General features: G+C 73.3%; 20 protein-coding genes. 14 read left to right on the plus strand and 6 right to left on the minus strand.

All coding sequences use genetic code 11. From position 1 onward, the window contains the following. The first annotated feature begins 40 nt into the window (after window positions 1-40). A complete protein-coding gene (gene whiG / locus O2W16_RS11390) occupies window positions 41-838 on the plus strand; it encodes an RNA polymerase sigma factor WhiG (protein WP_269158935.1) in 798 nt (265 codons plus the stop codon). Window positions 839-930: 92 nt separating this feature from the next. Here whiG and O2W16_RS11395 read toward each other — a convergent pair whose 3' ends face one another. Then, window positions 931-1,464, minus strand: a complete 534-nt coding sequence (locus O2W16_RS11395; protein WP_269158936.1) for a DUF4262 domain-containing protein — start codon at window positions 1,462-1,464, stop codon at window positions 931-933. Window positions 1,465-1,499: 35 nt separating this feature from the next. Next, window positions 1,500-2,024 carry a M23 family metallopeptidase gene (locus O2W16_RS11400; protein WP_269158937.1) on the minus strand — a complete coding sequence of 175 codons (525 nt, stop codon included), beginning with the start codon at window positions 2,022-2,024 and terminating at the stop codon, window positions 1,500-1,502. Window positions 2,025-2,363: 339 nt separating this feature from the next. On the opposite strand from O2W16_RS11400, the gene rpsB reads away from it, so the two are divergent. The 9 genes from rpsB to O2W16_RS11445 all read left to right on the plus strand — a co-directional run bounded on the left by rpsB (window position 2,364) and on the right by O2W16_RS11445 (window position 11,674). Further along, entirely contained in the window at window positions 2,364-3,395 is a 1,032-nt protein-coding gene (gene rpsB / locus O2W16_RS11405) for a 30S ribosomal protein S2 (protein WP_269158938.1), read from the plus strand. 126 nt (window positions 3,396-3,521) lie between these two features. Continuing rightward, window positions 3,522-4,337 (plus strand): translation elongation factor Ts, encoded by an 816-nt coding sequence (gene tsf / locus O2W16_RS11410; protein ID WP_269158939.1) that lies wholly within the window; start codon window positions 3,522-3,524, stop codon window positions 4,335-4,337. A gap of 160 nt (window positions 4,338-4,497) precedes the next feature. Continuing rightward, window positions 4,498-5,259, plus strand: coding sequence for a UMP kinase (gene pyrH / locus O2W16_RS11415; RefSeq protein ID WP_269158940.1), 762 nt, complete (start codon window positions 4,498-4,500; stop codon window positions 5,257-5,259). A 93-nt stretch (window positions 5,260-5,352) separates the two neighbouring features. Continuing rightward, complete coding sequence (gene frr / locus O2W16_RS11420) at window positions 5,353-5,910, plus strand: ribosome recycling factor (RefSeq protein ID WP_269158941.1); 558 nt, start codon at window positions 5,353-5,355, stop codon at window positions 5,908-5,910. A 293-nt stretch (window positions 5,911-6,203) separates the two neighbouring features. Beyond that, window positions 6,204-7,148 carry a phosphatidate cytidylyltransferase gene (locus O2W16_RS11425; RefSeq protein ID WP_269158942.1) on the plus strand — a complete coding sequence of 315 codons (945 nt, stop codon included), beginning with the start codon at window positions 6,204-6,206 and terminating at the stop codon, window positions 7,146-7,148. Between the two features lie 65 nt (window positions 7,149-7,213). Next, on the plus strand, window positions 7,214-7,897 hold the full coding sequence (locus O2W16_RS11430) for a TrmH family RNA methyltransferase (RefSeq protein WP_269158943.1): 684 nt from the start codon (window positions 7,214-7,216) through the stop codon (window positions 7,895-7,897). A gap of 284 nt (window positions 7,898-8,181) precedes the next feature. After that, on the plus strand, window positions 8,182-9,690 hold the full coding sequence (locus tag O2W16_RS11435; RefSeq protein WP_269158944.1) for a hypothetical protein: 1,509 nt from the start codon (window positions 8,182-8,184) through the stop codon (window positions 9,688-9,690). Window positions 9,691-9,785: 95 nt separating this feature from the next. After that, window positions 9,786-10,964 (plus strand): 23S rRNA (adenine(2503)-C(2))-methyltransferase RlmN, encoded by a 1,179-nt coding sequence (rlmN, locus tag O2W16_RS11440; RefSeq protein WP_269158945.1) that lies wholly within the window; start codon window positions 9,786-9,788, stop codon window positions 10,962-10,964. Between the two features lie 2 nt (window positions 10,965-10,966). After that, window positions 10,967-11,674 carry a VIT1/CCC1 transporter family protein gene (locus tag O2W16_RS11445; protein ID WP_269158946.1) on the plus strand — a complete coding sequence of 236 codons (708 nt, stop codon included), beginning with the start codon at window positions 10,967-10,969 and terminating at the stop codon, window positions 11,672-11,674. 236 nt (window positions 11,675-11,910) lie between these two features. Here O2W16_RS11445 and O2W16_RS11450 read toward each other — a convergent pair whose 3' ends face one another. The 4 genes from O2W16_RS11450 to O2W16_RS11465 form a co-directional block, all read right to left on the minus strand. Further along, complete coding sequence (locus O2W16_RS11450) at window positions 11,911-12,768, minus strand: hypothetical protein (RefSeq protein WP_269158947.1); 858 nt, start codon at window positions 12,766-12,768, stop codon at window positions 11,911-11,913. 321 nt (window positions 12,769-13,089) lie between these two features. Continuing rightward, window positions 13,090-13,410, minus strand: a complete 321-nt coding sequence (locus O2W16_RS11455; protein WP_269158948.1) for a DUF2631 domain-containing protein — start codon at window positions 13,408-13,410, stop codon at window positions 13,090-13,092. Window positions 13,411-13,480: 70 nt separating this feature from the next. Next, window positions 13,481-14,467, minus strand: coding sequence for an LCP family protein (locus tag O2W16_RS11460; RefSeq protein WP_269158949.1), 987 nt, complete (start codon window positions 14,465-14,467; stop codon window positions 13,481-13,483). Window positions 14,468-14,469: 2 nt separating this feature from the next. Further along, a complete protein-coding gene (locus O2W16_RS11465) occupies window positions 14,470-15,444 on the minus strand; it encodes a hypothetical protein (protein ID WP_269158950.1) in 975 nt (324 codons plus the stop codon). A gap of 259 nt (window positions 15,445-15,703) precedes the next feature. On the opposite strand from O2W16_RS11465, the gene dxr reads away from it, so the two are divergent. The 4 genes from dxr (at window position 15,704) to O2W16_RS11485 (ending at window position 20,445) form a co-directional block, all read left to right on the plus strand. After that, entirely contained in the window at window positions 15,704-16,936 is a 1,233-nt protein-coding gene (dxr, locus tag O2W16_RS11470) for a 1-deoxy-D-xylulose-5-phosphate reductoisomerase (protein WP_269158951.1), read from the plus strand. Continuing rightward, a complete protein-coding gene (locus O2W16_RS11475) occupies window positions 16,873-18,327 on the plus strand; it encodes a M50 family metallopeptidase (protein WP_269158952.1) in 1,455 nt (484 codons plus the stop codon). Before dxr ends, O2W16_RS11475 begins: the two co-directional genes overlap by 64 nt. 65 nt (window positions 18,328-18,392) lie before the next feature. Then, window positions 18,393-19,553, plus strand: a complete 1,161-nt coding sequence (gene ispG / locus O2W16_RS11480; RefSeq protein ID WP_442928909.1) for a flavodoxin-dependent (E)-4-hydroxy-3-methylbut-2-enyl-diphosphate synthase — start codon at window positions 18,393-18,395, stop codon at window positions 19,551-19,553. A gap of 37 nt (window positions 19,554-19,590) precedes the next feature. Continuing rightward, window positions 19,591-20,445, plus strand: coding sequence for a GNAT family N-acetyltransferase (locus O2W16_RS11485; RefSeq protein WP_269158953.1), 855 nt, complete (start codon window positions 19,591-19,593; stop codon window positions 20,443-20,445). Window positions 20,446-20,534 lie beyond the last annotated feature (89 nt).

Here is a 20,534-nt window from a genome sequence, read left to right on the forward strand (position 1 = left end):
GTCGGTGCATGGACAACAGAGTTCGAGCGGGGGAGTGCAGGTGTCTGAGGCGACGGTCCGGCAGGTCGGTGCGAGTGAGGACCCTGACGCCCACGTGATCGAGCTGTGGTCGCGGTACGTGCAGGACCGGGACACCGGGCTGCGCGACCGGCTGATCCTGCACTACGCGCCGCTGGTCAAGTACGTGGCCGGCCGGGTGGGCAGCGGGCTGCCGGCGCACGTGGAGCAGGCCGACCTGGTCTCCTACGGGACGTTCGGGCTGATCGACGCGATCACCCGGTTCGAGCCCGAGCGGGAGATCAAGTTCGAGAGCTATGCGATGGCCCGGATCCGCGGCGCGATCATCGACGAGCTCCGGTCCACGGACTGGATCCCCCGCTCGGTCCGGATGAAGGCCCGGCAGTACGAGCGCACGGTCGCGGCTCTGGAGGCCAAGCTCCAGCGGAGCCCGACCGACGAAGAGGTCGCCGACGAGATGGACATGGACGTCGAGGAGGTCCGCAAGTTCCTCGGCCAGCTGTCCCTGGTCAACGTCGTCGCCCTCGACGAGCTGCTCGTGGACGACGACGGCTCCGCGCCGCGTCTGGGTGACACGCTCAAGGACACCAGCGCCCTGGACCCGCAGGCCATGGCCGAGCACGGCGAGGCCCGGCAGCTGCTGGCCCGGGCGGTCGAGCAGCTCCCCGAGCGGGAGAAGGTCGTCGTCAGCCTCTACTACTTCGAGGGCCTGACCCTGGCCGACATCGGCCGGGTGCTCGGGGTGACCGAGAGCCGGATCTGCCAGCTGCACACCAAGGCCGTGCTGCACCTGCGCACCAAGCTCGCCGACATCGCCTGACCGAGCTCGGGTCCCGCTCGCGGGACCCTGCTGCTCGTCCCCAGACCGTGCGCTGGTCCAGGGCACGGGCCGGGGACGGCGGGGGAGCCGGCTCAGTCGCCGGTCGGCTCCGCGCCCGGCAGCGGGCCCAGCAGCGGCTGGGCCTCCGGCGGGTTGCGGTGGCCCTCCTGCCAGGGCAGCCGGCCGGTCGAGTCCGGCCAGACGAGCTGGAGCACCTCGATGGAGCCGTAGAACTGCTCGGCGACCGCGAGCCGTGCGGTGTCCTCGACCGCCAGGAAGACCACCGGGGAGTCCGCGTCGGTCAGCCCGGTCGTGGCCGCGCCGGGGCCGAAGCGGGCACCGCCGCGCACCGCCTCGCCCACCAGGTTCAGGTACTTCTCCCCGGCCGGGAACGGCAGGCCCACGACGATCACCTCGGGGTGGCCGAGCGCGGTCAACCCCACGGTGTGCGACCACCGCGGGTCACCGGGGCTGCCCCCGCCGCCGTGCAGCACCGCCCAGCCGAACCGGTCGACCACCCGCTGCAGGTCCGCCAGCACCTGGCCGGCGTCCTGCTCCGCGGCCTGCTGGTCCGGTGCCGGCTGCTCGATGGGCTGTTCGGGGGCCTTCTTCCGTCGCCAACGCACGCCCGGACGGTAGCGCCGTCCCAGCCGTCGCGGGGTCAGTGCCACGGGAGCAGCCGCACCCGTGGCGGGCGCAGGAGCAGGAGCGGGTCCAGGTAGGTGTCCCCGCGACGCAGGCCCCAGTGCAGGCAGGCGTCCACCGGGCAGCCGGCGTGCCCGGCCACCAGCACGCCCAGCGGTGAGCCGCGGGCCACGGGCTGACCCGCGGCCACCCCCGGGCTGACCGGCTCGTACGTCGTCCGCAGCCCGTCGGTGTGGTCGACGCTGACCACCGGCCGGCCGGCGACCGTCCCGGCGAAGGCCACCACCCCGTCGCCGGCAGCGAGCACCTGCTCGCCGACCGTGCTCGCCAGGTCCACGCCCCGGTGTCCGGCCGCGTACGGCGTGTCGGGGGCGTCGAAGGGCCGGCTGACCGTGGGCGCGTCGAACAGCGGCCAGGTCCAGAGCGCGGCGGGTGGCCCGGACCCCGCGGGGGACGGGCCCGGAGCAGCCGCCGCTGCGGGGACGCCGGTCAGGAGGCCGGCGACGACCAGTGCGGCGAGGACGGCGCGGGGTGTGGACACCCACAGGAGGGTGCCGCCGGAGCGCGTCCCGGACCGGTGGGAGCCAGCGCCTGTGGAGGCCGAGGGCCGCTGGGGACGACCCGGTCGGACGGCGGTTGCCCAGGGCGTATGCTGATCGATGCGGTCCGCCTCCGGCGGATCGACTTCGCGTGTCCTCTTCCCGCTGTTCGTGCACCTGGCGAGCTCAGCGGGGCAGTCGTCACCTCGGTCCCGCCTCCTCCGGCGGGTTCGGTGGCGCGGCTGGACACCAGGGCGGCGCACCTCCCGGTGCGTCCGCGACAACCGAGCAGCGCGGCGTGGCCCCTGGCCGCCCGCGCACGAGAAGGAAGGCGGCGCCACGTGGCAGTCGTCAGCATGAAGAACCTGCTCGACAGCGGAGTCCACTTCGGGCACCAGACCCGTCGCTGGAACCCGAAGATGAAGCGGTTCATCTTCACCGAGCGCAACGGCATCTACATCATCGACATCCAGCAGACGCTGGGCTACATCGACCAGGCCTACGAGTTCGTGAAGCAGACCGTCGCCCACGGCGGTTCGATCATGTTCATCGGGACCAAGCGCCAGGCGCAGGAGGTCATCGCCGAGCAGGCGACCCGCGTCGGCATGCCCTACGTGAACCAGCGCTGGCTGGGCGGCATGCTCACCAACTTCCAGACGGTCTACAAGCGTCTGGCCCGCCTGAAGGAGCTCGAGGACCTCGAGCAGACCGGCGCGCTGGTCAGCCTCTCCAAGAAGGAGCAGCTGGTCCTCTCTCGCGAGAAGGCCAAGCTCGAGCGCTCCCTCGGCGGCATCCGCGACATGCAGAAGGTGCCCAGCGCCGTCTGGATCGTGGACACCAAGAAGGAGCACATCGCCGTCGGTGAGGCCCGGAAGCTGGGCATCCCCGTCGTCGCGATCCTCGACACCAACTGCGACCCCGACGAGGTCGACTACAAGATCCCGGGCAACGACGACGCCATCCGCAGCACCGCGCTGCTGACCCGCGTCATCGCCGACGCGGTCGCCGAGGGCCTGATGGCCCGCTCGGCCGCGCAGGCCAACGCCGGCCGTGGCGAGGACGGCGCCGAGGCCCCGGCCGTGGGCGGCGGCGAGCCGCTGGCCGACTGGGAGCGCGAGCTGCTGACCGGTGGTGCCGCTGACGCCGCCACCCCGGCTGCCGAGGCCGTCCCGGCCGTGGCAACCGACGCCGTGGCAACCGACGCCGTGGCAACCGACGCCGTGGCCACCGAGGCCGCTCCGGCTGCGGCCACTGAGCTGCCCGAGACCCCGGCCGACCCGCCGGCCGTCACGGCCAACGAGGTCGCCCCGGTCGAGGGCGTCCCCGCCACCGGTGACCAGTCCACCGGTACCCAGGGCGCCGAGAACGGCTGACCGGTCGGCGCCGCTGCTCCCCGCCTGAGTGCGGGGAGTGGCGGCGCCGCCGTCTGTCCGGCCGCCGGCCGGCACCTCCACTCGCGGGGTCCGCGCCCCGCACCACCACCGATCAGAGGAAGTGACATGCCTGCTTTCACCGCAGCCGACGTGAAGCGTCTCCGTGACGCCACCGGCGCCGGCATGATGGACTCCAAGAAGGCCCTGACCGAGGCCGATGGCGACTACGACAAGGCCATCGAGCTCCTGCGCGTCAAGGGCGCCAAGGACGTCGGCAAGCGCCTGGAGCGCTCGACCACCAACGGCGTGGTCGTCAGCCGGGACGGCGCCCTGCTCGAGCTCGACTGCGAGACCGACTTCGTCGCCAAGAACGCCGACTTCGTCAAGCTCGCCGAGCGCCTGCTCGACCTGGTCGTGGTCGAGAAGCCGGCCGACGTCGACGCGCTGATGGCCACCCAGGTCGACGGCCAGTCGGTCGCCCAGCTCATCGAGTCCGAGTCGGCCCGCATCGGCGAGAAGCTGGTGCTGTCCCGGTTCGCCGTCTTCGAGGGCACCACGGCGGTCTACCTGCACAAGCGGGCCACCGACCTGCCCCCGGCCATCGGCGTCGCCGTGCAGTACTCCGGTGGCGACGCGGACGCGGCGCGTTCGCTGGCGATGCACATCGCCGCCGCGCGTCCGCGCTACCTGACCCGCGAGGAGGTCCCCGCGGAGGCCGTGGAGACCGAGCGCCGGGTCGCCGAGCAGACCGCGAAGGAGGAGGGCAAGCCCGAGCAGGCGATCACCAAGATCGTCGAGGGGCGGGTCAACGCCTACTTCAAGGACTTCGTCCTGCTCGAGCAGCCCTCGATCACCGAGCCGAAGCGCACCGTCAAGCAGGTCATCGCCGACGCCGGCCTGACCGTCGACCGGTTCGCCCGGTTCGAGGTCGGCCAGGCCTGAGCCCGACCTCCGAGGCCTGAGAGCTCTCAGCCACGGAACACCCACCGGCCCCGTTCTCTCCAGGACGGGGCCGGTGGCCTGTCCGGACCCGCCGCCGGGACACCGGTGCGCGCCGGATGCGGCAGGATCGACACACCCGACACCGAACCGAGGAACGCCCGTGACCGTGCTGAAGTCCGCGCCCACCGCCTTCGCCCCGCTGGACGGGTCCGGCTACAGCCGGGTCCTGCTCAAGCTCTCCGGTGAGGCCTTCGGTGGCGGCAAGGTCGGGGTCGACCCGGTGATCATCCGCACCATCGCCGAGCAGCTGGCCGCCGTGGTCGGCTCCGGCACCCAGGTCGCCGTCGTCGTCGGCGGGGGCAACTTCTTCCGCGGTGCCGAGCTCTCGCAGGCCGGCATGGACCGCGGCCACGCCGACTACATGGGCATGCTCGGCACGGTGATGAACTGCCTGGCCCTGCAGGACTTCTGCGAGAAGGCCGGGCTCGAGACCCGGGTGCAGACCGCGATCACCATGGGGCAGGTCGCCGAGCCCTACATCCCGCGCAAGGCGATCCGCCACATGGAGAAGGGCCGCCTGGTCATCTTCGGGGCAGGCGCCGGCATGCCGTACTTCTCGACCGACACGGTGGCCGCGCAGCGCGCCCTGGAGATCGAGTGCCAGGTGTTGCTGATGGCCAAGAACGGCGTGGACGGCGTCTACGACGACGACCCGCGCACCAACTCCGCGGCCACCATGTACACCGACCTGGACTACGGCACGGTGCTGGCCAAGCAGCTCAAGGTCGCCGACGCCACGGCCATCAGCCTCTGCATGGACAACCAGATGCCGATCGTCGTGTTCAACCTGTTGCGCGACGGCAACATCGCCCGCGCGGTGGCAGGTGAGAGGATCGGCACGCTGATCAGCGCCCAGGCCTGACCGGCCGGACGTCGATCGGGGCGGCGCACGCCGGGTGCCGCCCCACCCGCACACCGCACAGGACCCGGCAGCTGCCGCAGGAGGAGAAGACCCGTGATCGACGACACCCTGCTCGACGCCGAGGAGCGGATGGACAAGGCCCTGTCGGTCGCTCGCGAGGACCTCGGTTCCGTTCGCACCGGCCGCGCCGCGCCGTCCATGTTCAACAAGATCTTCGTCGACTACTACGGCGCAATGACCCCGGTGCCGCAGATGGCCTCGATCACCGTGCCCGAAGCGCGGATGGCGGTCATCAAGCCCTACGACGCCACCCAGCTGCAGGCCATCGAGAAGGCCATCCGCAACTCCGACCTGGGGGTGAACCCGACGAACGACGGGTCGTTGATCCGGGTGGTCTTCCCCCAGCTGACCGAGGAGCGCCGTCGCGACCTCGTGAAGATGGCCCGGTCCAAGGGCGAGGACGCCAAGGTCTCGATCCGCAACGTGCGCCGTCGGGCCAAGGAGGAGCTGGACCGCATCAACAAGGACGGCGAGGCCGGCGAGGACGACGTGCGCCGCGCGGAGAAGGAGCTCGACGACCTCACCGCCGCACACGTCGCCAGCATCGACGAGGCGATGAAGAACAAGGAGACCGAGCTCCTGGACGTCTGAGCCGACCGCCCGCCGCCGCCGCCGTGACCCGCGACCCGCACCGCCCCGAGCCCCTCGGCTCGGGGCGCCAGCCTGCCCGCGCCCGGACCGGGACGGCCGACGGGGCGGGCGGTACCGGGGGGAGCCCGGCCCGTCGGCAGGACCCCGACACCGGGCCGCTCGTCAGGATCGACCAGCCACCGGTGCCGTCGCGGCCTGCGGCCCGACCGTCCGGGCCCCGGCCCGGACCGGTCACGGGTCCGCAGACCGAGGGCCTGCGCTGGGACGACCAGCGCCCCGATCCCGTCGCCCCGGTGCCGAGCGGCCCGGCGGCCGAGGAGCTGGGTCGGGATCCCGCGGACGCTCCGCTCACCGCGGTGCCCGACGCCCTGGGGACCGAGGTCACCGGAGAGGCGCCGCAGGACACCCCGAGTGGCGCACCGCGGGCCGTCGGCCGGGCCGGCCGGGACATGGCCGCCGCGGTCGGTGTCGGGCTGGCGATGGGTGCGGTCGTCTTCGCGACGCTGTTGCTCTGGCGGCCCTCGTTCCTCGTCGTCGTCACCGCAGCCGTCCTGATCAGCGTCTTCGAGCTGAGCGGGGCGCTGGAGAAGGGTGGTCATCGGCCGCCGCGCACGCCCGTGCTGGTGGGGGCGGTGGTGATGGCAGCCCTGGCCTGGACCCGCGGCCCCACGGGTCTGGTCATCGCCTTCCTGCTGACCGTCTTCGCCGTGCTGCTCTGGCGGCTGGGCGACGGCCCGGTCGGGTACCTGCGTGATGCGTCGGCTGCGGTCTTCGTCGCCCTCTACGTGCCGCTGCTGGCCGGGTTCGCCGTGCTGCTGCTGGTGCCCGACGACGGCGCGGCCCGGGTGCTGACGTTCATCGGCACGGTGGTCTGCAGCGACGTGGGCGGCTTCGCTGCGGGCGTCCTCTTCGGGAAGCACCCGCTGGCCCGCACGGTCAGTCCGAAGAAGTCCTGGGAGGGGCTGGCCGGGTCGGTCGCGGCCTGCGTGCTCATCGGCACGCTGCTGGTCACGCTGGTGTTCGACGGGCCGTGGTGGGGCGGCGTGGTCTACGGCGTCGCCATCGCCATCACCGCCACCCTGGGCGACCTGGGGGAGTCCCTGATCAAGCGGGACCTGGGCATCAAGGACATGGGCGACCTGCTGCCCGGCCACGGCGGTCTGATGGACCGGATGGACTCGCTGCTGCCGTCGGCTGCGGTGGCGTGGCTGATCCTGTCGGTGGTCGCACCGGTCTGACCCGGCGGTGGGCCGGGCCAGCCGGTCGGGGTGGCCCGTCGACGTGGCGTGGCAGCATCCCGGCGGTGACCGAGACGACGGACGGGCAGGTGGCGGACGGGCAGGTGCCCGGTCCGACCGAGTGGGGTGGGTCGGTCGGCGTCGGCCCCTGGGCCGGTCCCTGGCCCACTGATCCTCGGTACGACCACGAACTGCTCGCCGAGGGTGATCGGCGGAACGTGGTGGACCGCTACCGCTACTGGCGCCTGGAGGCGGTGGTCGCCGACCTGGACGCGCGGAGGCACCCGTTCCACGTCGCGATCGAGAACTTCGAGCACGACCTGAACATCGGCACGGTGGTGCGCACGGCCAACGCCTTCCTGGCGGCGGAGGTGCACGTGGTCGGCCGCCGGCGGTGGAACCGGCGGGGCGCCATGGTCACCGACCGCTACCAGCACCTGCGTCACCACCCGGACGTGAGCGGGCTGCTCGAGCACGCGGCGGCCGAGGGGCTGACGGTGGTGGCGGTGGACAACGGTCCCGGGGCCGTCCCGCTGGAGACGGTCTCGTTGCCGCGTCACTGCGTCCTGCTGTTCGGCCAGGAGGGCCCCGGTCTCACGGCGGAGGCCCGGGACGGCGCCGCGCTCACCGTGTCGATCGCCCAGTTCGGCTCGACCCGGTCGCTGAACGCCGGGGTCGCGGCGGGGATCGCGATGCACGCCTGGATCCGGGAGCACGCCGACCCCAGTGCCGTGGTCCAGCCCGGCTGATCGACCGGTCGACCGGTGAGGTGAGCACAGTGTGACCGGTCGATCACGCCGCGCCTACCGGATGGGCAGGCTCTTCTCCGGCAGCATGGCCGTTCGGGTCTGGTGTCCGGGCTCGTCCACGAACGGTGGCCGAGACGGCGACCGGCCGGGGAGGAGTGGCCGTGGTGTCGGGCCGACCGTGGGGTGACGAGTCGCCTCAGGACCAGACGGCGTCGCCGGTGGACGGTCAGGACCAGCCCGCCTCGGTACGCCCGGGACCGGACGGGTCTGCGGCCGGTGATGCGGTGGCCGAGGTCCCGGAGGCCGTGGTGCCCGAGGCCGTGGTGCCCGACGTCGGGGTGGCGGACGTCGAGGCGCCCGAGATCGAGGCAGCAGAGCTCGACGTGGCGGAGCTGGCCCGCCCGGCCGCCGACGAGTCCGCGGAACCCGCGGCCACCGGCCATGCGCCGAACGGTCAGGTGACGGCCGAGGAGTCGCCGTGGGCCGAGGCCCCCTGGGACGAGGCGTGGCTGCCGCAGTGGGTCCACGCCGGGCTGCTGACGAACGGCGTGCTGCCGCCCGAGGAGTCCGACGTCCTCCCCGGGCCGGGGCCGGTCCCCGAGCCGGTCGACCGGGAGGACCTGCCCCCGGGGACGTCCACCGCACTGGTCACGGACCTGCCGGGGGCCGATCTCACCGCCGAGGACGACCAGGCGCAGCTCGCTGCCTGGGCCACCGACATCGCGGCTGCGGAGTCACTGACCGCCGCCGCTGCCGGCACCCTCGTCACGGCCGCAGCCGACGCGCCGCCCGCCGTCCGGACCCCGCCGGCCCCTGTTCGGCGGCGGCGGTACCGCGTGCTGCTCCCGGCGGCGGTGCTCGTCCTGGCCGGGGTCGTGGCCGGCTTCACCCTGCCCGGTGGGCCGGACGGTGCGGGGTCCTCGGTCGCGGCCGTGCAGCGGGACACCGACCAGCGGGCCGCGCCGACGACGTCGAGCCGACCACCGGCGGTGCGGCCGGGCGGGGTGCCTGCACCCGACGCCGGCGACGGCCTCGTGGCCCCGCCCGTCACCACGGCCCCGACCGGGTCGCCGGGCACCGCGGCGGCACCCCGTCCGCGGACCGCGTCGACCCAGTCGACCTCGGCGGTCCGGGACCGCGTGCGGCAGGTGATGGCGGCGCCTCGGTCCCGCGTGCAGCCCCGCGTTACCGCGGGCTCTGTCGTGCAGCGGCCGGCACCGCCGATGCGGCCTGCCCCGAACGCGCCGGCGCCGGACGGCTCCGCTCAGGTCGTCACCGACCCCGCACCCATCGGCCCGCCCGCCACCGGCCCGGTCGGCGAACCGACGCTGCCGGACGGCGACTGCTCCGTGCCCGTGCCCGTGCCCGTGGCCGTGCCCGAGGACAGCGAGACCCCGGACGAGAGCACCGACGGCCCTGCCGTCGACGTGGTCGTCGACGTCCTGGCCGCGACGTGCGCGCCGGTGGACCCCGACCAGCAGGGCCCCGGTCCGGACGCCACCGATCCGCAGGAGCCCGGACCGGTGGGCACCGACCCGCCGGCCCCGGATCCGGTGGTGACCGACCCCGGTGATCCGCAGGTGCCCGGCGGACCCGGGGACGGGTCCTCCGGCGGGGGCGGGCCCGTGCCGCCGACGGCCGGTCCTGACCCGACCCCCACCCCGACGGTGACCCCGACCCCGACCCCGACGCCGACCGTCACCTCGCCACCGCCGCCGACTGCGACGACCTCCCCGACGTCCGGAGCACCTGACCCGTCGGTGACGCTGGCCGAGGCCCTCGGTCGGAGCTGACGGGGGAGCAGCCTGCGCTGGCCCCTCCCAGGGAGCGATGTCACCTACCACCGAGCCACCCCCAGCGGCCCGGTGGTGGGAGCATGGACGTCGTTATGACTGCCCTGCCCCTGGTCTTCGAGGCCCCCCGCCGCACCAAGCCGCCTCGGCACCTCGCCGACCTGACCCGTGCGGAGGCCCGTGCGGCGATCGTCGAGCTGGGTCAGCCGGCCTTCCGCGCCGACCAGTTGGCCCGGCACTTCTACGCCGGGGTGACCGACCCAGACCAGATGACCGACCTGCCGGCCGCCTCCCGTGCAGAGCTGACCGGTGCGTTGCTGCCGGGGCTGCTGACCCCGGTGCGCCACCAGTCCGCCGACGGCGGCCGCACCCGCAAGACGCTGTGGCGCCTGCACGACGGGGCCCTGGTCGAGAGCGTCCTCATGCGCTACCCCGACCGCGCCACCGTCTGCATCTCCAGCCAGGCAGGCTGCGGGATGGCCTGCCCGTTCTGCGCGACCGGCCAGAGCGGCCTGACCCGCAACCTCTCGGCGGCCGAGATCATCGGCCAGGCGGTCGCTGCTGCCGCCGCCATGGCCAACGGTGAGATCCCCGGTGGCCCCGGCCGGCTGTCCAACGTCGTCTTCATGGGCATGGGTGAGCCGCTGGCCAACTACGCCCGGGTGCGCAAGACGCTCGACGCGCTGCTGACCCCCGCGCCGCACGGGCTGGGGCTCTCCCAGCGCGCGGTGACCGTCTCGACGGTCGGCGTCGTCCCGGCCATCCGCAAGCTGACCGAGGAAGGGCTCAACGTGACCCTCGCGGTCAGCCTGCACGCCCCCGACGACGAACTGCGTGACGAACTGGTGCCGATCAACACCCGCTGGAAGGTCGACGAGGTGCTGGGCGCCGCTGACGACTTCGCCCGACGCACCGGTCGCCGGTACTCCATCGAGTACGCCCTGATCCGGGACATCAACGACCAGCCGTTCCGGGCCGACCTGCTCGGGAAGCTGCTGGCCAAGCGGCTGGCGCACGTGAACCTGATCCCGCTCAACCCGACACCGGGCAGCAAGTGGGACGCCAGTCCGTTGCCTGCCCAGCGGGAGTTCGTCGCCCGGCTGCGCGCCGCAGGGGTGCCGACCACGGTCCGCGACACGCGCGGCTCGGACATCGACGGCGCCTGCGGGCAGCTGGCCGCTGCCGACCAGGTCGACGGGGTGCCGAGCATCGCCGTCCCGGTGCCCGGCATCGAGGAGGGCGTGCCCCTCGGGGCCGAGTCGGACCAGGGCTGACCGTGCTGCCCGACGCGGAGGCGCACGAGCACAGCCACGCCGACGTGTCGGGTGGCTGGCTGCGGGCTGCCGTGTTCGGCGCGATGGACGGCCTGGTGACCAACACCGCCCTCGTGGCCGGCGTCGGTGCCGGGGGCGCCGCGGCGCAGACGGTCCTCCTCTCCGGGGTCGCCAGCCTCGTCGCCGGGGCCATCTCGATGGCGCTGGGTGAGTACACGTCGGTGACCACCCAGAACGAGCAGCTCGAACTCGAGGTCGCCAAGGAGCGCGGGGAGCTGGCACGCAACCCCGAGGGGGAGCGTCACGAGCTGGTCGCACTCCTGCGCGCCGGTGGGGTGGACGACGACCTCGCCGAGCGGGTGTCGGTGCAGCTTTCCCGGGACCCGGAGACGGCGCTGCGCCTGCACGTCGTCGCAGAGATGGGGTTGAGCCCGGAGGACACCCCGTCGCCGAGGGTGGCTGCGGTCTCCTCGTTCGTGACCTTCTCGGTCGGGGCCGCGGTGCCGCTGCTGCCCTACCTGTTCGGGCTGGGCACCCTGTGGGTGGCGCTCGTCTGCGGCGGTGTGGGACTGGCGGTGGCCGGTGCGCTGTCCTCGCGCTTCACCCCCCGGCCCTGGTGGTGGTCGGCGCTGCGCCAACTGCTGTTCGGGGCGCTGGCCGCCGGCGCGACCTACCTGATCGGCAGCGCGATCGGCGTCGCGGTCAACTGACCCGGGAAGGCGCGGGCCAGGTCGGCGTCACGCGATGCAGGACATCCCGGCCGAGGTGAGCGCGGCGGCGGGCGCTGGCGAGGGGGAGCGGAGCAGCGTGCCAGCCACCGGGTCACCCACCGGCAGCACGGACACCGCTCCGAGGTCCTCCAGCGCCCACCGACGGGCCCGGGAACGCGGCGAACGCCGGCCAGGGCGAGCCTGGCCGGCGTTCGTCGTGGTGCTGCGGGTCATGCTCAGGCCTGGCTGGCCCCCGCGGTGCGGCGGCGGCTGAGCACCAGGGCGCCGGCGCCAGCGCCGACGAGCACGGTGCCGGCGACCAGCGGCAGGGCGACGCTCGCCCCGGTGTAGGCCAGCGCCTTGCCGTCGGCGGTCAGCGTGATGGTCTCCTCGAAGTGGCTGCCGGCGTCGCCGTCGAGGGCGAGGGTGTGGGTGCCCAGCGTGGTGCCGGCGGGGAGCGTGAAGGTCGCGGTGATGACGCCGTTGGCGTCGGCGGTGTAGGTGCCCAGGACGACCGGGTCCGAGTGCAGGACCAGGGTGACCTTCTCGAAGGCCTTGAAGCCCTTGTAGGTCTTGGTCACCTCCTGGCCGGGGGCGGCGACGTTGCTGGTGGCGGTGCTGGACGTCGCGGCGATGCCCGGGGTGTTCGGCGTCGCGCCCGGCACGAAGGCGGCGGGTGCGGGGGCCGGGACCGGCTTGCCGTCGGCGGTGACCGTGATGGTGACCTTGTCGTAGCTGAACTCGCTCGTGTACTGGTCGCAGGTCAGCCGGTAGGTGTAGCTCCCCAGCTCCATGGGCGCGGTCACGTCGAAGCTCCAGGCGCCGTCCGCGGTGGGCTCGGTGCCATCACCGGACTGGGGCTCCGCGACGTCGGGGACCATCGAGACGAACGGCATCCCGTCGGTGTCGGAGGCCTGGGTGCAGCCGACGCCGGCGACCGTGTACTCGGCGCCCGGGGAGAGGGTGCTGGACGGCGAGACCGTCGGGGCAGCCGGGGCGGCGAACGCGACCGGGGCGAGCATGAGGCCGGCGGTGGCCGTGCCCAGGGTGAGACCAGTCGCAACGGCGACGCGGGTACGGGTCAGGCGGCTCATCGGGTTCCTCCGTGTGGTGGCGGCCCGGGCGTCCGGACCTGTGAGGCACTGTCTAGTGCCTTCATCCCGCCGACCTGTCAGTTTTCTGTGCGACACGCGGTTGGGTCGGCCAAAAGTGCACAGCAGTCGGTAGAACCGTCCACGGCCGGTGTTCGGTTCGCTGTCGAGATGTGCACCTCGACTGATCGATCACCAACACGTCTGTACAGGGCCGTGCATCGTTGGCGTCCTGCGGCGGCTGGGCCGGACGCGACAGAGGCCGTCTCCCTGGGGGAGACGGCCTCTGTCGGAGGGGGGCGCCGCTGGGCAGCGGCGGGTGGCTCAGCGGGAGCGCCAGGCGTTCTTCCGCCGGCGGACGTCCCACAGCAGCATGACCACCAGCGTGAGCACGAAGCCGAGGATCCAGAGGTTCTCGACCTGGCCCTCGTGGTTGCCGAACAGCAGGGCCAGCAGGGCCAGCACCATCAGCCAGCCGGTGATCCGTCCGAAACGGCCGGACTCGGCGTGCCAGCCCCAGTCCGCGGGGTGCTCGTCGTGGACGGGTGTCTCGCCCGGGCGGACGATGCCCTCCTCGCGTCGGGACTGTGCGACCACCCCGGCGTTCGTCTGCTGACCCTGTCCCCGACCGCTGTGCTCACTCACGGCGTCCATCTTGCCAAACCCCCGTGCGCTGCACCCGCTGGGCGCGGTCGTGGCGCGGGATGGTGTCCGTTCACCGGTCGCAGGAGAGCCCGGCCGACGCGACCGCGGCCCTGGTGTCCGCCGTCGGAAGTCGCGCGATCGTGCCGCCCAGCGGTTCGCCGACCGGCAGGACCCGCAGGTCGTCCAGCTCCGCGCGAGCCAGGGAGGCGAGGTCCCCGGTCGAGGTGCCCGGGTCGGTGGCGAGGGCTCCGGAGGCCGCCCAGGCGACCGACTGCAGCCGCCATGGGCGCAGCGAGGCCGATCGCACCTGGGTCATCAGGGCGGAGAGCACGGTGCCGGCGGCTGTGGCCCGACCGTCGGGGTCCACCGGTGCCGGCACCCACTCGCCGTCGACCAGGTGCTCCGGATGCCGGGAACGGACGAGGGCCAGCGCGGTCGCGCCGTCCACCTGCTGGTGGCCGGTCCCGGTCAGCTGTAGCCCGGCGGACGGGTCGCGGACCGGCTCGGGGACGTCGACGTCCAGACCACCGGCGGCGTCGACCACCGCGGCGAAGCCGGCGAGGTCGACGGAGACGAGGTGGTCGGTCGGGATGCCGAGCTGGCACAGCCCGTCGACGGTCGCTCGGGGTCCGCTCAGCCAGGTGAGCGCGAGCCGGCCAGGACGTCGGTCGGTGCGCACCACGACGTCGCGCGGGACCGAGAACACGGTGGTGGCGGCGTCGGTCTGGTGGACGACCACGATGACGTCCGTGCGGGCCCCGGGCACCTGGTCGGGAGTGCCGAAGGCGGTGGCGTCGGCGCCGTCGGGCAGCCGGTCACGTGAGTCCAGTCCCACCAGCACCCAGGTCCGCCCGTCGGTGTCGCCGGGTCCGCCGGACAGGTCGACGTCGATCTGGCCCATGCGGCCGGCCAGTACGGCTGCGTCCGCGCCCAGCGCGACCAGGAGGACGGCGAGCAGGGCCAGGGCGATGCGCCAGCGGCGAACCGTCTTCCCGGAACGCGGCGGACGCCGGCCAGGAGGTACCTGGCCGGCGTCTGCTTCGAGCGGAAAGGTCATGCTCAGACGTCCTGTGCACCTGCCGGACGGCGGCGCAGGGCGAACAGTGCGCCGGCGCCGGCGACGAGCAGCCCGCCACCCAGCGACAGCGGCAGGGCGACGCTCGCGCCGGTGTAGGCCAGGCTGTCGGAGTCCGAGGAGCTGGCCGCGGTGACCGTCAGGGACTCCTGGAAGTAGGTGCCCATGTCGCCCTCGAAGACCAGGTCGTGCTCACCGGCCGGGGTGCCGGCCGGCAGCGTGAAGCTGACGGTCACGGTGCCGTCGGCGTCGGCGGTGTAGGTGCCCACGGTCTGCGGGTCCGAGTGCAGGGTGACGGTGACCTTCTCCCCGGGCTTGAAGCCGGTGAGGACCTTGACGATCTTCGTGCCCTGGGTGGCCTGGGCGCCGGTGGTGGAGCTGGTCTTGGTGCTGGCGACGCCGGCGCTGTTCGCGGACTCGCCGCGCAGCTCGCCGGTCGGGGCGACGGTGGTCGGGGGCGAGTCCACCGGCTCCGGGGTGACCGGGCCCGGGGTGACCGGGCCCGGGGTGACCGGCGCTGCCGCCAGGGTGAACGAGAACTCGGGGTAGGCGAGCCAGTCTGCACCGGTGTCGGTCTCCCCGCCGTCGTAGGGCTCGCAGAGGGCGAAGGCCACGTAGCCGCCCGGCGTCGCACCCGGCAAGAATGCCAGCGTCGCGGTCCAGTCGCCCGCTTCCACCGGGCCCGTCAGGCTGAGCAGCGGCTCGGCTGTGGGGTCGGTGGCGTCTGCTGCAGCGAAGACGTCCACGTAGACGGTGGCCGGCTTGTCCGGGTACGTCGCCGCACACTCGGTGCCGGACAGCTCGTAGGTCTGACCGATCACCGCGGTGGACGGGCCCTGCAGGGCGGGGAGCTCGCCGGGGGCGGCGAGGGCGGCCGGGGCGAACGCGAAGCTGAGGGTGGCGGTGCCGAGGGCGAGGCCGGTGGCGACGGTGGCGCGGCGGGTGGACACGCGGGACATGAGGTCTCTCCGGTTGGTCGGTGGCCCGGTGTCCGAGCCGTCACGAGGAGTATCGGTACGGGAACGGCTGACCTTGACCCGTACACCGGACGACGCGCCGATCTTTTGGACAACCTCTGCCAGAGGTGGATGGAATCGTCCAGATCTGGACTGGCAGAGCTCGTGATGAACACCGTGATGCTGAACAGATCACGACAAGGGGCTCGCATTTCTACAGGTCGGTCGGCCGGAGGCTGGCGGGCTTGGCAGGATCAGGTGCATGAGCGAGCCGCGCACCACCGAACCGCGAACGGTCACCGTGCTGGGCTCGACCGGGTCGATCGGCCGCCAGGCGATCGCGGTCGCCCGGCAGAACCCGGACCGGTTGCGGGTCACCGGACTGGCCGCCGGCGGGGGTGACGTCGCACTGCTGGCCGAGCAGGCCCTCTCGCTGGGCGTGCGCACCGTCGCGATCGCCCGGGCCACCGCCGCCCAGGACCTGCAGCTCGCCTTCTACGCCGCGGCACAGCAGCGCGGCTGGGCGCAGGGGCGCTACGCGCTCCCGGAGATCCTGGCCGGCCCGCGCGCGGCCGAGGAGCTGGCCGCACGCCCGGCCGACGTCGTGCTCAACGGGATCACCGGGTCGATCGGGCTGCGGCCGACGCTCTCGGCGCTCGCCGCCGGACGCACCGTCGCCCTGGCCAACAAGGAGTCGCTGGTCGCCGGTGGCGCACTGGTGACGGCGGCGGCCGCACCCGGCCAGCTGGTGCCGGTCGACTCCGAGCACTCCGCACTGGCCCAGTGCCTCCGCGGTGGTGCGCGCGGCGAGGTGGCCCGGCTGGTGCTCACCGCCAGCGGCGGGCCGTTCCGGGGCCGCTCCGCCGCAGAGCTCGCCGGCGTCACCCGGGAGCAGGCGCTGGCCCACCCCACCTGGGACATGGGCCCCGTGGTGACCATCAACTCCGCGACCCTCGTGAACAAGGGGCTGGAGCTGATCGAGGCGCACCTGCTCTTCGGTGTCCCGTACGCCGACATCGACGTGGTGGTGCACCCGCAGTCGATCGTGCACTCGATGGTGACGTTCGCCGACGGCGCGACGATCGCCCAGGCCAGCCCGCCGGACATGCGGCTGCCGATCGCCCTGGCGCTGGCCTGGCCGGACCGGCTGCCGGACGTCCAGCCGGCCCTGGACTGGTCGACCGCGAGCACCTGGGAGTTCCTGCCCCTGGACGGCGAGGTGTTCCCGGCGGTCCGACTCGCCCGGCAGGCGGGGGAGGCCGGCGGCGTCGTCCCGGCGCTCTACAACGCGGCCAACGAGGAGGCGGTCGCCGCGTTCACAGCCGGACACCTCTCGTTCCCAGCGATCGTGCAGGTGATCGCGCGTACCCTCGACGCCGCGCCGGACCTCGGCGCACCCACCTGCGTCGAGGACGTGCTGGCCGCTGAGAAGTGGGCCCGGGAGCACGCTCGCGGCGCCATCGACGCGGACAACCCGAGACGGAGCTTGAGCTGAGCGGGTTCCTCCTGACGGTCCTCGGGATCGTCGCCTTCGCCGTCGGGCTGCTGTTCAGCATCGGCTTCCACGAGTTCGGGCACTTCTACTGGGCCCGGAAGTTCGGCATGCGGGTGCCGCAGTTCTTCGTCGGCTTCGGGCCGACGGTCTGGTCCCGCCGCCGCGGGGAGACCGAGTTCGGCATCAAGGCGATCCCGCTGGGCGGCTACATCCGCATCGTCGGCATGATCCCGCCGGCCGAGGAGGGTGAGAGCAAGCGCGCCACCCGGATGCGCAGCTTCATCGCCGAGGTGCGCGGAGCGGCCCTCAACGACGTCCTGCCCACCGACCGCGGCCGGGTGTTCTACGCCAAGCCCTGGTGGCAGCGGGTGATCGTGATGTTCGCCGGCCCCTTCCACAACCTGGTGCTGGCCGTGTTCCTCTTCCTCGTCCTGCTGGTGGGCATCGGTCTGCCGACGACCACCACCACGATCGCGGACGTGCCGGACTGCGTGCTGCCGGCCGGGGCGGCCAGCGCCGGCGCGGCCGACCCCTGCGAGGTGCCGATCACCCCGGCCGGTGCGCTGTGCGCCGGAGGGGCGGCCGACTGTGCACTGCCGCCGGCCGGTCCGGCCGCCCAGGCCGGGCTGATGGCCGGGGACACCGTGCTGGCCATCGACGGCGAACCGGTCACCCAGGAACCGGGCGACGGCTGGGACGCGCTGGTCGAGACGGTGCAGGCCAGCGCCGGCACGCCGCTGACGCTCACCGTCGCCCGCGAGGACGCCGAGGGCGCCACCGAGCAGTTCGACCTCACGGTCACCCCGATCGAGAACACCGTCTACACGGACCCGGACGCCGACGGAGAGCCCGACGGCACCGAGGAGGTCGGGTACCTCGGCGTCCAGTCCGCGACGGAGTACGTCGGTCAACCGCTGAGCACGCTCCCGGGCTACTTCGGCACCGTGGTGACCGAGTCGGTCCAGCGGCTGGTGCAGATCCCCGAGCGCATCCCGCAGCTGTTCCGGGCCACCTTCATGGGGGAGGAACGCGACCGCGAGGGGCCGATCGGACTGGTCGGGGTCAGCCGGCTCTCCGGGGAGGCCTTCGCCCTGGAGCAGTTCAGCAACGTGGACAAGCTCAGCTTCTTCGTGTCGCTGCTCGCCAGCGTCAACCTGGTGCTGTTCCTGTTCAACCTGGTCCCGCTGTACCCGCTGGACGGCGGTCACGTCGCCGGCGCGCTGTACGAGAAGGCCCGCTCGACCGTGGCCCGGCTGCGCGGGCGGCCCGACCCCGGCCCGTTCGACATCGCCCGGCTGATGCCGGTCGCCTACGTCGTGGCGGGGCTGTTCATCCTGCTGTCCGGGCTCCTGGTCATCGCCGACGTGGTCAACCCGATCACGTTGAGCTGACCGGTCGCACCGACGTCACAGCGGGGTCACCGGCGGCGCCGTCGCCGGCGGTAGATACTGAGGTCATGGCGATCCCCGTCAGTCTCGGCATGCCGGCTGCGCCCCCTCCCGTCCTCGCTCCCCGACGCAAGACGCGACAGCTGGACGTGGGCGGAGTCGGGGTCGGCAGCGACTCCCCGGTCAGCGTCCAGTCGATGTGCACCACCAAGACCGCCGACATCAACGCGACGCTGCAGCAGATCGCCGAGCTGACGGCGTCGGGCTGCCAGATCGTGCGGGTCGCGGTGCCCGACACCGACGACGCCGAGGCGCTGCCGATCATCGCGAGGAAGTCGCAGATCCCGGTCATCGCGGACATCCACTTCCAGCCCCGCTACGTGTTCGCCGCCATCGACGCCGGGTGCGCCGCCGTGCGGGTCAACCCGGGCAACATCAAGAAGTTCGACGACAAGGTCGGTGAGATCGCCCGCGCGGCCAAGGACGCCGGCACCCCGATCCGGATCGGGGTGAACGCCGGCTCGCTCGACAAGCGCCTGCTGGCCAAGTACGGCAAGGCCACCCCGGAGGCGCTGGTCGAGTCCGCGCTGTGGGAGTGCTCGCTGTTCGAGGAGCACGACTTCCGGGACATCAAGATCTCGGTGAAGCACAACGACCCGGTGGTCATGGTGCGCGCCTACGAGCTGCTGGCTGCCCAGTGCGACTACCCGCTGCACCTCGGCGTGACCGAGGCCGGCCCCGCCTTCCAGGGGACCATCAAGTCCGCGGTCGCCTTCGGTGCGCTGCTGTCCCAGGGCATCGGCGACACGATCCGGGTCTCCCTCTCCGCCCCGCCGGCGGAGGAGGTCAAGGTCGGCAACCAGATCCTGGAGTCGCTGAACCTGCGCCAGCGCGGGCTGGAGATCGTGAGCTGCCCCTCGTGCGGCCGGGCTCAGGTCGACGTCTACAAGCTCGCCGACGAGGTCACCGCAGGCCTGGAGGGCATGGAGGTGCCGCTGCGGGTCGCCGTCATGGGCTGCGTGGTGAACGGCCCGGGGGAGGCCCGCGAGGCCGACCTGGGCGTCGCCTCCGGCAACGGCAAGGGGCAGATCTTCGTCAAGGGCGAGGTCGTCAAGACCGTGCCCGAGTCGATGATCGTGGAGACCCTGATCGAGGAGGCCATGCGGATCGCCGAGGCGCAGACGGCCGACGGCACCCCGTCCGGTCCGCCGGTCGTCTCCGTCTCCTGACCCGGCCCGCACCGGTCGACCGAGGACAGTGGTCCGCGTGCTGCGCTCGACGTCCCCCGCCCGGGTCCTGGACGCCGGCGACGAGGGCGCCGTCCGGGAGCTGCTGGCCACCGACCCGGTCGGCGCCTGCATGCTCGCCGGGCGGATCGAGACCCACGGCACCGCCACGGCGTCCCTGGGGGCGCCGCTGTGGGGCCTGTACGCCGGTCGCCGGCTCGATGCGGTCTGCCTCGCCGGTGCCAACCTGATCCCCCTGGCCCGGCCCGGTGCCGAGCAGGCGGCGGCGGCCGCGTTCGCCGACCGGGCCCGGCGGGCCGGGCGACGGTGCTCGACCGTGGTCGGCCCGGCGGCGGCCGTGCTGCCGCTGTGGGAGCTGCTGGCGCCCTGGTGGGGCCCGGCGCGGGAGGTGCGCGCCCGCCAGCCGCTGCTGGCCATCTCGGGTCCTCCGGAGGTCCCGGCGGAGCCGCAGGTGCGCCCGGTGCGCCCCGAGGAGCTGGACACCCTCCTGCCCGCCGCGGTCGCCATGTTCACCGAGGAGGTGGGGGTCAGCCCCACGCGCGTCGACGGCGGCGCCGGCTACCGCGCCCGGGTGGCGGAGATGGTCCGCGCGGGCCACTCGTTCGCCTGGATCGAGCGCGGTGAGGTGCTCTTCAAGGCCGACATCGGCGCCGTCTCCCGGGACGCGTGCCAGGTGCAGGGCGTGTGGGTCTCCCCGCAGCACCGCGGGCAGGGCATCGGTCAGCGGGGCACCGCGGCCGTGGTCGAGCACGCCCGTGCCGCGATCGCCCCGGTGGTGAGCCTCTACGTCAACGACTACAACGGGGCCGCCCGCGCCGCCTACGAGCGGGTCGGCTTCCAGCAGGTCGGCACGTACGCGTCCGTCCTGTTCTAGACGTCGTGTGAGCCCTGGGGCTGGTGCGGCGAGGAGTTCCGGATCGGCTGCGGCCTTCTGCCAGGGTGGGGCCGTGAGCAGCCGACACG

It is taken from the genome of Modestobacter sp. VKM Ac-2984 (genome assembly GCF_026967985.1).
Taxonomy (GTDB): domain Bacteria; phylum Actinomycetota; class Actinomycetes; order Mycobacteriales; family Geodermatophilaceae; genus Modestobacter.